Source organism: Azomonas agilis, assembly GCF_007830255.1.
GTDB lineage: Bacteria > Pseudomonadota > Gammaproteobacteria > Pseudomonadales > Pseudomonadaceae > Azomonas > Azomonas agilis.
The window spans coordinates 101,922-114,686 of the sequence record NZ_VLKG01000006.1; the positions used below are offsets into that span (position 1 = coordinate 101,922).

Annotated in this window: 12 protein-coding genes; 4 read left to right on the forward strand and 8 right to left on the reverse strand. The window is 50.6% G+C overall.

What is annotated here, in order from left to right:
- Positions 1–4 precede the first annotated feature (4 nt).
- The 4 genes from fliG to pyrF all read right to left on the reverse strand — a co-directional run bounded on the left by fliG (position 5) and on the right by pyrF (position 3,960).
- On the reverse strand, positions 5–1,012 hold the full coding sequence (gene fliG / locus LX59_RS09400) for a flagellar motor switch protein FliG (protein WP_144571604.1): 1,008 nt from the start codon (positions 1,010–1,012) through the stop codon (positions 5–7).
- Complete coding sequence (gene fliF / locus LX59_RS09405) at positions 1,005–2,783, reverse strand: flagellar basal-body MS-ring/collar protein FliF (protein WP_144571605.1); 1,779 nt, start codon at positions 2,781–2,783, stop codon at positions 1,005–1,007. The genes fliG and fliF overlap by 8 nt, the downstream gene beginning before the upstream one ends.
- A gap of 13 nt (positions 2,784–2,796) precedes the next feature.
- Positions 2,797–3,135, reverse strand: a complete 339-nt coding sequence (gene fliE / locus LX59_RS09410; RefSeq protein ID WP_144571606.1) for a flagellar hook-basal body complex protein FliE — start codon at positions 3,133–3,135, stop codon at positions 2,797–2,799.
- 126 nt (positions 3,136–3,261) lie between these two features.
- On the reverse strand, positions 3,262–3,960 hold the full coding sequence (gene pyrF / locus LX59_RS09415; protein ID WP_144571607.1) for an orotidine-5'-phosphate decarboxylase: 699 nt from the start codon (positions 3,958–3,960) through the stop codon (positions 3,262–3,264).
- Positions 3,961–4,065: 105 nt separating this feature from the next.
- On the opposite strand from pyrF, the gene LX59_RS09420 reads away from it, so the two are divergent.
- A complete protein-coding gene (locus LX59_RS09420) occupies positions 4,066–4,239 on the forward strand; it encodes a DUF2897 family protein (protein ID WP_144571608.1) in 174 nt (57 codons plus the stop codon).
- Positions 4,240–4,289: 50 nt separating this feature from the next.
- Here the strand turns inward: LX59_RS09420 and LX59_RS09425 are convergent, their stop codons facing one another.
- On the reverse strand, positions 4,290–4,874 hold the full coding sequence (locus tag LX59_RS09425; RefSeq protein WP_144571609.1) for a DJ-1/PfpI family protein: 585 nt from the start codon (positions 4,872–4,874) through the stop codon (positions 4,290–4,292).
- A 42-nt stretch (positions 4,875–4,916) separates the two neighbouring features.
- Entirely contained in the window at positions 4,917–6,083 is a 1,167-nt protein-coding gene (locus tag LX59_RS09430) for a phospholipase D-like domain-containing protein (protein ID WP_246118727.1), read from the reverse strand.
- 277 nt (positions 6,084–6,360) lie between these two features.
- Here LX59_RS09430 and olsB point away from each other — a divergent pair, with 277 nt between their 5' ends.
- Both olsB and LX59_RS09440 read left to right on the forward strand, forming a co-directional pair.
- A complete protein-coding gene (gene olsB, locus LX59_RS09435; protein WP_144571610.1) occupies positions 6,361–7,104 on the forward strand; it encodes an L-ornithine N(alpha)-acyltransferase in 744 nt (247 codons plus the stop codon).
- A 2-nt stretch (positions 7,105–7,106) separates the two neighbouring features.
- Positions 7,107–7,913: a lysophospholipid acyltransferase family protein gene (locus LX59_RS09440; RefSeq protein ID WP_144571611.1), complete on the forward strand. Its 807-nt coding sequence runs from the start codon at positions 7,107–7,109 to the stop codon at positions 7,911–7,913.
- On the opposite strand, the gene LX59_RS09445 is transcribed toward LX59_RS09440, so the two are convergent.
- Positions 7,910–8,788, reverse strand: coding sequence for a DMT family transporter (locus tag LX59_RS09445; RefSeq protein ID WP_246118728.1), 879 nt, complete (start codon positions 8,786–8,788; stop codon positions 7,910–7,912). The genes LX59_RS09440 and LX59_RS09445 overlap by 4 nt on opposite strands.
- A gap of 146 nt (positions 8,789–8,934) precedes the next feature.
- Here LX59_RS09445 and mnmC point away from each other — a divergent pair, with 146 nt between their 5' ends.
- The gene (gene mnmC / locus LX59_RS09450) at positions 8,935–10,908 is read left to right on the forward strand and encodes a bifunctional tRNA (5-methylaminomethyl-2-thiouridine)(34)-methyltransferase MnmC2/FAD-dependent 5-carboxymethylaminomethyl-2-thiouridine(34) oxidoreductase MnmC1 (RefSeq protein WP_246118729.1); all 1,974 of its coding nucleotides are present in this window, start codon (positions 8,935–8,937) and stop codon (positions 10,906–10,908) included.
- A 79-nt stretch (positions 10,909–10,987) separates the two neighbouring features.
- Here the strand turns inward: mnmC and rpsA are convergent, their stop codons facing one another.
- Positions 10,988–12,667, reverse strand: coding sequence for a 30S ribosomal protein S1 (gene rpsA / locus LX59_RS09455; protein WP_144571613.1), 1,680 nt, complete (start codon positions 12,665–12,667; stop codon positions 10,988–10,990).
- Positions 12,668–12,765 lie beyond the last annotated feature (98 nt).

Below are 12,765 nucleotides of genomic sequence, written 5' to 3' on the forward strand. Positions count from 1 at the left end.
CCCATTAGACCATTTCCTCGCCACCTTTACCGCCGAGGACTATCTCACCCGCATCAGCCATACGACGTGCAATTGCCAACACTTCTTTCTGGGCGTTTTCCACTTCGCTTAAACGTACTGGGCCTCGGGAATCCAAATCGTCCTTAAGCAGCTCGGCGGCACGTTTGGACATATTTTTGAACACCTTCGCCTTCAGACGATCATCCGCTCCTTTCAGCGCCAACACCAAAATATCTGAGGAGATTTCGCGCAACAGTGCTTGAATGCCACGATCATCCACATCGTTAAGGTTATCGAACACAAACATAAGGTCTTCGATTTTACCCGACAGATCCGGATCAACGGATTTGATGGCCTCCATCAAGGGCGCTTCCATAGAACTTTCAAGGAAGTTCATGATGTCTGCGGCACGCTTCACACCACCCAAGTTAGTACGACTGGTATTAGTGTTGCCTGCAAATTGTTTCTCTAAAATCGCATTCAGCTCTTTTAAGGCAGCAGGCTGCACGGTGTTGAGTGATGACACCCGCAAAATTACTTCCAGACGGGTTTTCTCATCAAAGTGCGACAATACCCCTCCCGCTTGGTCGGGATCTAAATAAGCCACCACAATGGCTTGGATTTGCGGATGCTCATAACGAATGATGTCGGCTACATCACGGGCTTCCATCCACTTCAGACTATCTAAACCGTTGCTGCTTTCCCCTGTGAGAATACGGTCAATAACCCCCCCCGCTTTGTCTTCACCCAAAGCCTTGGTCAACATGCTACGAATATAGGCATCTGAACCCACGCCTAAGCTGGTCTGGTCACGCACCAGCTCTACAAAATCAGTCATAACGGATTCAATCTGCTCACGATGCACATTGGTCATTTGTGTCATAGCAATGCCGACCTTCTGAACCTCTTTAGGGCCAAGGTGACGCAATACCTGCGCAGCATCCCCCTCACCCAGCGATAACAGTAGGATGGCTGCCTTATCTATCTTGGTTAGTTTGCCATTATCAGTCATCGGCATTGATCCACTGTTTTACAACCAGCGCTACTCGACCTGGGTCTTCTGCAACCAATCCCTTAATAGCATTTAACTGAGCTTCATAGCTGTCTGAAGGGCTAGGCAACATTATGCTGTTCGGCGGCCCGGTTAAACTGATCCGATCCTCTCCTAAGCCTTCCTCATCCGTATCATGATGCAGTTTTTCTCCATCCAACCCTTCGGTCAGCTCACGGGATGGATTACCGGATAGGTTTTGCAATACAGGACGCAATACGCCAAAGACAAGCACTAATACAAATAGGATACCCAATAGCTGTTTGACAATATCCCAAAACCAAGGCTGGGCATAAAAAGGCACGTCTAGATCTTCCTCAACCACAGGAGAGAAGCGGCTATTAATCACACTCACACTATCGCCGCGACTGGCATCAAAGCCCACTGCATCCTGCACTAAGCGCGTAAAACGCGCTAAATCCTCCGCTGACCAAGGCTCATGAATAGGCTGACCCTGTGCATCAAGGCGTACCTGGTCATCCACCACTACCGCAACCGATAGACGCTTCAGACGGCCTTGCTGCTGACGGGTGTGGCTAATCGCACGGTCAAGTTCATAGTTGCGGGTCGCCTGCTCTCGTTTATCGGAGGGATAGGGAGCCAACATAGGCTGCCCAGTTTTGGGGTCAGTAATCTGTAGGCCATTAGCATCAAGCAGGGGCTGACCGGGTGCAATCGCACCTGCAGCGCCAGCCCCCTGTCCTGCTGCCTGCTGAGGTGCATTAGCAGCACCCGGCGGCTGATTACTTAAAGCCCCCGGAATCCCCTGAGGTGAGCTACTGCTCTGACGTTGCTCATTAACATTTTGCTCACTACGCAACGCAGGCTGATCAGGGTTAAAGGTTTCTGCCGTAGACTCAACGGCAGAAAAATCCACATCGGCTGAAACTTCCGCCTTATAACGCCCAGCCCCTAGCACAGGTTGTAAAATGTTATGCACCCGCTGGATATATACCCCCTCAACACGGCGCGCATAGTCAAACTGCCGCCCGGCAATGGTCAGCTCAGACAGCTCTTGCTGATCAGACAGCAAGTTACCCTTCTGATCCACCACAGTGACTTGAGATTTTGAGAGCTCAGGTACACTGGTTGCCACTAGGTTGACAATAGCCATCACTTGGCTAGGTTCTAGGGTGCGCCCCGGATACAGCTCCAGCAGCACGGAGGCACTGGGCTTACGTTCGTCCCGAACAAAGACGGAGCTTTTAGGGATCGCTAAATGGACACGCGCCCCCTTAACATTATTTAGACTGGAAATAGTGCGCGCTAACTCACCTTCCAACCCACGGCGATAGCGAGCAGCCTCCATAAATTGGCTGGTACCTAGTCCTTGATCCTTATCGAGGATTTCAAACCCTGTATTAGTATCTGTTGGAGTAATACCCGCGCCGGCAAGACGTAAACGAGCCCGCCCAAAGTCCTCGGACTTGACCAATAAAGCGCCAGAGTTTGGCTCTACACGGTAAGGAATATCCGCCTGGGCCAAGGTTTCCATTACTTGGTTTACGTCCATGCCGCTCAAACTGCCCAGCAAAGGACGATAGTCAGGCTCTTGTGACCAGAGCACGACAGCAAAACCCAGCGCAATACTAGCCGCCAAGCCAACCAGTAGGCCGATCTGCCGCAACACGGACATTTCGGCTAGATTTTCCAGAATTGACAGACCAAACAGAGGCTTTTTAGGCTCGCCCTCTGGAACGGCTGGAATACTGCTCGTTTCCGATTCAGCCATGAATCAATTTACCTCAAACGGGCATTTGCATAATATCTTGATAAGCTTGAACTAACTTATTACGAACTTGTGTCAGCGCCTGAAAAGAAACACTGGATTTTTGCGAGGCAACCATCACTTCGGTCAAATCTACGGAACCCTGCCCCAACTCAAAAGCCGTAGCCATATCGCTGGCGGTTTGTTGAGTCACATGCACTCGCTCAATAGCCTGACTGAGTAAGTCAGAAAACCGGGGGGTAGCCTGAGTAGGATCTACCACCTCAGTGCTTGGTTGCTGCGCCGTGGCCATTTGGGCTTGCAGACGACGCATTTCCGATAAAATCTGGTTCACAGGCATTCCCTGATCACTCATGGTAATCTCCTTAACAACGCCGGATATTTTGACATGGAGACAAAAGCATGAGTCCTGTGCAAATAAAACGCCAATGAAAACCGAAACCCGCTACACACCCCAGTAAACAATTTACTAAATATAAAATTAGCTTCCCAAATTCCGCAAAATGTCCTGTAAAACTTGGATGGGCTGACTTGCCTGAGTGATCGGTCGTCCAATCACCAAATAATCTGAACCCGCCGCTATAGCCTGAACCGGTGTTAATACCCGCCGCTGATCATCTTGAACCGATCCGACAGGCCGAATACCTGGTGTGACCAGTTGCAGACTTGGGTACTCCCGCTTTAATAAGCTGGCCTCTTGAGCCGAACACACCAGTCCATCTAATCCTGCGTGTTGGGCTAACCCTGCTAAACGCAATACTTGCTGCTCTGGAGTTACGCTTAACCCCAGTTCAGCCAAATCAGCTTGTTCTAAGCTCGTCAAAACCGTAACCCCAATCAGCAAGGGACGATTGTTCGTTGACTGATCCAAAATCTCACGACAGGCGGCCATCATCCGAACGCCGCCGGAACAATGCACATTTACCATCCATACCCCTAAATCTGCCGCTGCTTTAACAGCTTGTGCGGTAGTGTTTGGAATATCGTGAAACTTTAAATCCAAAAAAACCTCAAACCCACGAGCCTGAAGGGATTCAACCACGGAAGGGCCACAACGCGTAAAGAGTTCTTTACCCACTTTAACGCGGCACAAACGCGGGTCTAATTGGTCAGCTAATGCCAACGCCTCTTGGGCAGACGAAAAATCCAACGCCACAATGATTGGGGTTTGGCAAAGCATGGGGTACCTCAAGCGAAAAGGTTGCATTGTCGCAGAAACACCACAGATAACAAAAGGCTATGAGTTATACTCTGTCTATCACAGACTACAGAAATCAAACAGCCTATGCCTTGGTATATCTGGTTATTGATTGCAATTGTTATAGGTTTCGTCATTGGAGGGCTGCTGAATTTACTCAGTGCAGCCCGCCCTATTCCTTTGACTGAAGAACAAAAAAAACGTATTGCCCAACGCAATGCACAACTGGATGAAGAAGAAAAACAAGAACGGAAAGACTAGCCGCGTCAAAGCTTTGGCGGTCACTCCTTAACACCCAATTTTCGTGTACTTCACAGCTTAATCTGGGTACCCAATAAGGCTAAGAATCCCGCCAACCACACAGGATGGGCAGGCCAAGCGGGCGCGGTCACTAAATTACCCTCTAGGTGGGCTTGATCGACGGGAATATCTACATAAATCCCACCGGCTAACTGCACCTCTGGAGCGCAGGCAGGGTAAGCACTGCATTCTCGTCCTTTTAAAATACCGGCGGCAGCCAGCAATTGAGCCCCATGACATACAGCGGCAATGGGCTTACGTGCCTTATTAAAGGCTCGTACCAGCTCAAGAACCGACTCATTTAAACGCAAGTACTCAGGCGCTCGACCACCAGGAATCAAGAGTGCGTCATAGGCTTCAGAACGCACCTGATCAAAGTCGAAGTTCAACTGAAAATTATGGCCCGGCTTCTCGCTATAGGTTTGGTCGCCCTCAAAATCATGCACCGCAGTACGGACTGTTTCACCGGCTTTTTTCCCCGGGCACACGGCATGCACTTGATGCCCAACCATCTGTAGGGCTTGAAAGGGCACCATAGTTTCGTAATCTTCGGCGTAGTCACCAACCAGCAGCAGGATTTTTTTGGCAGCCATCATTCATTCCTCTTAGAGGGGCAGCGAGTGTATTCAATAGCGTCTTTATTGGGAACGCCTGTCAGATAGTTTTATCAACAGGCGGTCGAAATAACCCCAAATATACTGGGTCAAGCGCCAAAACCAAGGGCGAGCTTGCCATTGGTTTAAATCAATCTCTCGACTCTGGGCAAAATCTTCCTCAAAGCAGGCGCGCACGGCAGCATTCAATTGAGGATCCATCACTTCTAAATTAGCTTCGAGGTTCCAACGCAAATTCCAGTGATCAAAGTTACAGGAACCTAAAGTCACCCAGTCATCGACCAAGGCCATCTTCAGATGTACAAAACGAGGTTGATACTCGTAAATACGCACGCCCGCCCGTAGCAGCCGACTGTAATGGCGCTGACCGGCATAACGCACTTGGGGATGATCCGTATGTTGTCCACTAAGCAGTAAGCGCACATCTACTCCACGACGTGCAGCCCGTACTAAAGCACGCCGTACTTTCCAACTGGGTAGAAAATAAGGGGTAGCCAGATAAATGCGCCCCTTGGCACGCTGCAAATGACGCAATAGGTTATGCAAAATATCTCGATGTCTGTGGCTGGCCGCATAGGCCACACGCCCCATCCTCTCATTACCTAAGGGCGTAGCGGGAATTCTGCGCACGCGCAAGGGAATGGGAAAAGGCCAAGTCATCCAGCGTTTATGGTGCCGCCACTGATGCTCAAACAAGACTTGCCAATCATTAACGATAGGCCCACGCATCTGAACCATAACTTCATGCCAAGATTGTTCAGGATGGCGCTTATTCCAAAATTCGTCGGTGATCCCTGTTCCACCCACAAAACCAGAACGTCCATCAATTAATAGAATTTTTCGATGATCACGGTGGAAATTGCGTAAATAACGCCTTAAAGCCAAAGGATTGTAAAAGCGCAGCAACACGCCGGCTTGGGTCAAGCGATCGCGCTGTGCTTGGCCAAGACCTAAACTTCCAAAAGCATCAAATAAGCAACGAACCTGCACTCCACGTTGGCTGAGCCTAATCAGGGTCTCAATGAGCTGCTCGGCACACTGGCCACTTTCTACCAGATAAAACTCCAAATCCACCTGAATTCGGGCCTGTCGAATAGCCTCTAACATCCGAGGCATAAACACATCGCCATCAATCAGCAATTCGAAATCATTACCTTCACGCCAAGGGAAAATAGGGCCAGCGGTTCCCACGCACACACCTCGCTTTTATTAGCCATATCTGTGCATTTTTTGATCAGCCTTCAGTGGCTCACCCTGTAGGCTTCAAGCTCTAACAGAGTCATTTGACAAGCTATAGACACCCTATACCCAGATTAGGCGCTGTCATACAAGCATCATGCTTCAGCCACAAGTCTGAAATCCCTCCTGCCTACCCTGAGCTCAGAGCGCGAAACATCACGAAAAACTGTCGCCTACATAGATGCCATGCCCTGAATACAACGGGGGAGCCCCCCAAGGGAGAGATCGCATGACCATTGGTTCTAATGTCAAAGCCCCTCGCCGCCTGCAAGCTGAATATTTACTGGGCGACAATGCCCTACGCGAAGCCCAATCCTTACGTTATCAAGTATTTAGCCACGAGTTTAATGCCCGTCTTGATGGTGCTGAACAGGGACTAGATACTGATGAATTCGATCTTTACTGCTCTCATATTGGCGTGCGTGACTTAGACAGCGGTGTTCTAGTCGCTACCACTCGCTTACTGGACTATCGGGCAGCGCGTCACTTAGGCCACTTTTACAGTGAAAAAGAATTCAGCCTAGATGGATTATCCCAAGTGGCCGACCGAGCCTTAGAAATTGGCCGGACTTGTGTTCATCCCGACTACCGCAACGGCGCGCCTATTGCCATTTTATGGAGTGAGTTGGCGGAAATTCTGAACGAAGGGGATTACCAATATTTGATGGGCTGTGCCAGCATCCCCATGCAAGACGGTGGTATCCAAGCCCGTGCGGTGATGCAGCGTTTAAGTGATCATCGCTGCAATCGCTGGTTACGCGCCGAACCTAAAAACCCACTGCCTGCGTTAGAGTTACCCAGTAACGTCACCGCTGAAGTTCCTCCTCTGTTAAAAGCTTATATGCGCTTGGGCGCTCGCATCTGTGGCGAACCCTGCTGGGATCCCGATTTTCAGGTAGCTGATGTATTTATTCTGCTCAAACGTGATGAGCTGTGCCCACGTTATGCGCGCCACTTTAAAGCGGCGGTTTAGTGATGTTTTGGCTAACCCGTAGTCTGCGCTTCATGCTGTTATTCGGGGCAATTGTGTTTTGCCTGATGTTGGCCCTATGGGTAGCCATGCTACAGGGGTTAAGGTTGGCCAGCCTGCACCACCGCCAATTCTTAACGCGGCTTGGGCTGGCCAGCATGAGCTTTGCGTTACCCTTTAAAGTGCAGATCATAGGGTCTATTCCTAAGCAACCTGCACTTTGGCTGGCCAACCACATCTCGTGGACAGATATTTTACTGCTGGGCCGCCTCACTCCCTTATCTTTTCTATCTAAGATTGAAGTACGTCGCTGGCCTGTAGCGGGCTGGCTCGCACAACAAGCAGGTACGGTGTTTATTCGCCGTGGTAGCGCTAGCCAAGACAATATCCACCAACAACTGACTCAACACTTGCTGAGTCAGCAGCCGTTACTGATTTTTCCAGAAGGAACTACTACCGATGGCCGAAGTGTAGGGCTCTTTCACTCACGGCTACTGGAGTGCGCCCTTGCGACCCAAACTCCCATCCAGCCTGTAGCCATCTGCTATCGACGCAACGGAGCTACCGATCCTATCGCACCTTTTATCGGTGATGATGATCTGCTGGCTCATCTAAAGCGCTTGTTCGCTCATCCATCCGCTGAAGTGGAAATTCATCTGCTGCCCCTAATCGATACCAGAAACAGCAGCCGAACTCAGATCGCCCGCCAAGCACGCCAAGTGATCTGTCAAAAAGTTGAACATAACAGCGACGAAACACCGCCGATCAAGACTGAGTGGGCTCCTAGCTTCCCCAGCCGCGAGTTATCTTAGACTCTAACTTGGTGCCGAGCCTGTCCTTGCAGCCAAGCGCTTAAAATACCGCTACACATCACAACCCCCATCCCCAATAAAGCGCCCCAGTCCGGAATATGGTTAAACAACAGGGCGCTCCAAATGACTGCAAATAGGATTTGCAGATAACTAAAAGGAGCCAGCAATACAGGAGAGCTGTATTGAAAGGCTAAGGTCAACAGGGTATGTCCTACTACGGCCAACACACCCAAAGTAGCCATAGCCAGTAGTTCCCGAATGGGAGGCCAACCCTCCCAAAACCAAGGCAACAGCAAACTTACCCCTAAAGTACCTACTAGGCCGCTCATCAAATTTGTAGTAGCAGCACCATCCTGCGTACCAATTAAACGGGTAATTAATTGGTATAGGGCAAAACAGGTTGCAGAAGCGAGGGGAAACAACATATCCAGCGTTAGTAGCCCACCGCCTGGCCGTACAATAATCAGTACCCCCATAAAACCAATCAATACGGGGATCAGATTCCGAGCACTAAACACTTCCCCTAAGATCAAGGGTGCTAGCGCTACCACCAACAAAGGAGCCACAAAGTGCACTGCTGTGGCTTCAGCCAAGGGCAAGCGGCTTAAGGCAATGATGAAAAATAAACTAACCCCTAATAGGGATAAACCGCGCAAAAACTGCAGCCTAGGGCAGCGAACCTGTAAAACCCCTAAGCCATAGCGAGGGATAACCCAGCTTGCCAGCAAAGTTGCCTGAGACAGATAACGCACCCAAAGCAACATGATGATGCCGTGGCTGCTGGCCAAATATTTGGACAGACTATCGAACGAAGCAAAGATCATCACGGCCACACAAGCCAGCAAGATGCCTTTGAATGGAGATTGGGTGAGCACAGCGAATATCTCATGGGATGGGGATAAAAGCGCAACGGGTACGGCGATTACGCGGACTCAGTATGCGCTTACCTAAAAACTTAGCAAAGTGCAGTAAAATTTCGCCCCCTCATGCCCTCAGCTTTGCTTTACACAAGGGAGATACCGTGTCTGAAGCTCATACCCAGCAGGCTCAACTCGATTGGGATGCACAAGGACAACCCATATCGCGTCAATTCGATGATGTGTATTTCTCCAAAGAAAACGGTCTCGCGGAAACCCATCACGTCTTTTTAGAGGGCAACCAGCTCAGCCAACGCTTTGCTGAGCTATCTTCTCACCAGCGTTTTGTGATTGGCGAGACAGGTTTTGGCACAGGACTGAATTTTCTGTGCGCATGGCGGCTATTTGAGCAACAAGCGCCCAGTGAAGCGAAATTGCACTTTATCAGCGTGGAAAAATACCCGCTGAGTCTCGATGATCTACAGCGCGCTCTGAGTCTGTGGCCAGAATTGAAAAACTGGGCTGATGCTTTGGTGCAGCAATACCACGCTATTCATTTAGGGATGCAGCAACTCGTCTTCGCACAGGGCCGCGTAACCCTCAACCTATTAATTGGCGATGCCTTAGATATGCTGCCTCAACTTGAGGCGCGTGTGGAGGCTTGGTTTTTGGACGGCTTTGCCCCCGCCAAAAACCCACAGATGTGGAACCCGAACCTATTCCGTGAGCTGGCTCGCCTCTCCGCCCCACAGGCAACACTAGGCACTTTCACCAGCGCGGGGTTCGTGCGCCGAGGATTGATCGAAGTGGGCTTTCAGATGCAGCGAGTACCCGGCTATGGGCACAAGCGGGAAATTTTACGCGGTGTATTTAATCCCACAATTCCCACCTCCTATAAGCAAGCCCCTTGGTACAGCTACCCCACGCCCACTTCTACTGAACGCAAAGCGCTAATTATTGGGGCTGGGTTGGCAGGCTCTGCTACGGCTTATAGCCTTGCTATTCGGGGCTGGAAGGTGAAAATTCTAGACCGAAACCCTGAGGCCGCTCAAGAGGGATCAGGCAATCCCCAAGGCGTGCTCTACCTTAAATTATCCTCCCACCACACACCGCTTTCTCAATTGGTACTCAGCGGCTTTGGCTACACACGCCGCCTGCTGCAACAACTACCTCAGGGTACAGACTGGTCAGCCTGTGGTGTTTTACAATTGGCCTTTGACGAGCACGAATACCAACAACAGCAAAAACTACTGACCGCCTTTCCCAAAGAACTCTTGCACGCATTGAACCAGGCAGAAGCTGAAACTTACAGCGGCGTGCCTTTAGAAATGGGCGGACTCTTATTTCCAGAAGCAGGCTGGCTACATCCTCCGGCGCTATGCCGCTGGCTATTAAGCCACCCAAACATTCAGTTTAAACCGAATCAAGAAGTAACCGATTTACAGCGGGTCGGCAAATACTGGCGCGCCCTGTCCTACGGAACTTTGATTGAGGAGGCTCCTATCGCCATCCTTACTTGCGCAACGGATAGCCTGAACTTCATTCCAGGCGCTAAGCCTCCGCTAAAAAACATTCGAGGGCAAATCACCCAACTGGCTGCGACGGCTGACAGCCGTAAACTCAATACGGTTCTCTGTGCTGGAGGTTATGTAGCCCCAGTGCGCCAAGAAACCCATACTCTAGGTGCTAGCTTTGCCCTTAAGGCTACGGATCTTGAGCTCTCAACGGAGGAACACCAAAGCAATTTGGCGCTGTTGCAAGAAATCTCACCTCAACTGCACCAAGAGTTACAGGCAGAACAGCAACCTCTTGATCAATTGCAAGGACGAGCAGCTTATCGCTGTACGAGCCCAGACTATTTGCCGCTGGTTGGCCCCATTGCGGATGCTGATCTCTCAGCTCAGTTGTATGCCAAGTTACGCCAAGATGCGCGCCTGCGTCCTAATACACCCTGCCCTTGGATTGAAGGCTTATATTTAAATACTGCCCACGGTTCACGAGGATTGATTACCGCACCTTTGGCCGGAGAGTTACTGGCTGCTTGGTTAGAACATGAACCACTGCCACTGCCTCGCCGCATCGCTGAAGCCTGCCACCCCAATCGCTTTTGGCTGCGGCGTATTATTCGAGGCCAATAAACCTATCTAATAAAACCACAGAAACAAAAAGGGCGACTCCAAGAGCCGCCCTTTTTTTAACTAAGAAGGAAATTCCTAATTAGTTTTGGCTTTCCATCTGAGCACGGATCAAGTCACCGATGGTAGTTGGGCCAGGAGCATCAGTTTCTTGCTTACGCAGTTCTTTGATCGCGTCCTTCTCGTCGTCCACATCTTTCGCCTTAACAGACAGGCTGATGACACGGCTCTTACGATCAATACTGATGATTTTAGCTTCAACTTCGTCGCCGACCTTCAGCACGTTACGCGCATCTTCGATGCGATCACGGCTGACTTCGGAAGCTTTGAGGGTCGCTTCAATGTCGCTGCCCAGATCGACAACGGCACCTTTGGCATCCACTTCTTTGACGATGCCGCGAACGATGCTGCCTTTCTCGTGGGCAGAAGCGTAGCTGGAGAAAGGATCGTCTTCCAATTGCTTGATGCCTAAGGAGATACGCTCACGCTCAGGATCAACGGACAGGATAACGGTTTCCAGCTCGTCACCTTTCTTGAAGCGGCGTACGGCTTCTTCGCCCACTTCGCTCCAAGAGATGTCGGACAGGTGAACCAGACCGTCGATGCCACCGTCCAGACCGATGAAAATGCCGAAATCGGTGATGGATTTGATGGTACCGGAGATACGGTCGCCCTTGTTGAAGTGACCAGAGAACTCTTCCCAAGGATTAGGCTTGCATTGCTTGATGCCCAAGGAAATACGACGGCGCTCTTCGTCGATGTCCAGAACCATCACTTCCACTTCGTCGCCCACTTGAACGACTTTGGATGGGTGGATGTTTTTGTTGGTCCAGTCCATTTCAGAAACGTGAACCAGACCTTCAACGCCTTCTTCCAGCTCAGCGAAGCAGCCGTAATCGGTCAGGTTGGTCACGTGAGCAGTGACGCGAGTGCCTTCTGGGTAACGCTGCTTGATAGCAACCCATGGATCTTCGCCCAGTTGCTTCAGACCCAGAGAAACGCGGTTGCGCTCGCGGTCGAACTTCAGCACTTTAACATCAACTTCATCGCCTACGTTGACGATTTCAGACGGATGCTTGATGCGCTTCCAAGCCATGTCAGTGATGTGCAGCAGGCCGTCAACGCCGCCCAGATCAACGAAGGCGCCGTAGTCAGTGAGGTTCTTAACGATACCTTTAACTTGTTGGCCTTCTTGCAAGGACTCCAGCAGAGCCTCGCGCTCAGCACTGTTTTCAGCTTCCAGCACGCTACGACGAGAAACTACAACGTTGTTGCGCTTCTGATCCAGCTTGATGACTTTGAATTCCAGCTCTTTGCCTTCGAGGTGGCCGGTGTCACGCACAGGGCGTACATCAACCAAAGAACCTGGCAGGAAGGCACGAATGCCGCTGATGTCAACGGTGAAGCCACCTTTGACTTTACCGTTGATGATACCTTTAACGATTTCTTCGGCGTTGAAGGCGGCTTCCAGAACTTGCCAGGATTCAGCGCGTTTGGCTTTTTCACGAGACAGTTTAGTTTCGCCAAAACCATCTTCTACCGCATCCAGAGCAACCTGAACTTCATCCCCGACCTTGATGGTCAGCTCGCCTTGTTCATTATAGAACTGCTCGATTGGGATGATGCCCTCGGATTTCAGGCCGGCATGCACTGTAACCCAGTCACCGTCGATGTCAACAACCAGACCGGTGATAATGGAGCCTGGCTGCATGTCGAGGGACTTCAGGCTTTCTTCAAAGAGTTCTGCGAAGCTTTCGCTCATATGTATTCCTGCTGTTTTCGGGCGCTAACCCGTACTACTACATTCCAGACAATGTAGGTTCGTTATAAAAGGCCGCCGCAGGTTAGGTCTGGTTTTCT

Excerpts from the sequence above, each read along its gene's own strand:
- fliF (WP_144571605.1), bottom strand. The coding sequence starts at position 2,783 with ATGGCTGAATCGGAAACGAGCAGTATTCCAGCCGTTCCAGAGGGCGAG.
- LX59_RS09425 (WP_144571609.1), bottom strand. The coding sequence starts at position 4,874 with ATGATGGCTGCCAAAAAAATCCTGCTGCTGGTTGGTGACTACGCCGAA.
- LX59_RS09420 (WP_144571608.1), top strand. The coding sequence starts at position 4,066 with ATGCCTTGGTATATCTGGTTATTGATTGCAATTGTTATAGGTTTCGTC.
- rpsA (WP_144571613.1), bottom strand. The coding sequence starts at position 12,667 with ATGAGCGAAAGCTTCGCAGAACTCTTTGAAGAAAGCCTGAAGTCCCTC.
- fliG (WP_144571604.1), bottom strand. The coding sequence starts at position 1,012 with ATGACTGATAATGGCAAACTAACCAAGATAGATAAGGCAGCCATCCTA.
- olsB (WP_144571610.1), top strand. The coding sequence starts at position 6,361 with ATGACCATTGGTTCTAATGTCAAAGCCCCTCGCCGCCTGCAAGCTGAA.
- fliE (WP_144571606.1), bottom strand. The coding sequence starts at position 3,135 with ATGAGTGATCAGGGAATGCCTGTGAACCAGATTTTATCGGAAATGCGT.
- pyrF (WP_144571607.1), bottom strand. The coding sequence starts at position 3,960 with ATGCTTTGCCAAACCCCAATCATTGTGGCGTTGGATTTTTCGTCTGCC.
- LX59_RS09440 (WP_144571611.1), top strand. The coding sequence starts at position 7,107 with ATGTTTTGGCTAACCCGTAGTCTGCGCTTCATGCTGTTATTCGGGGCA.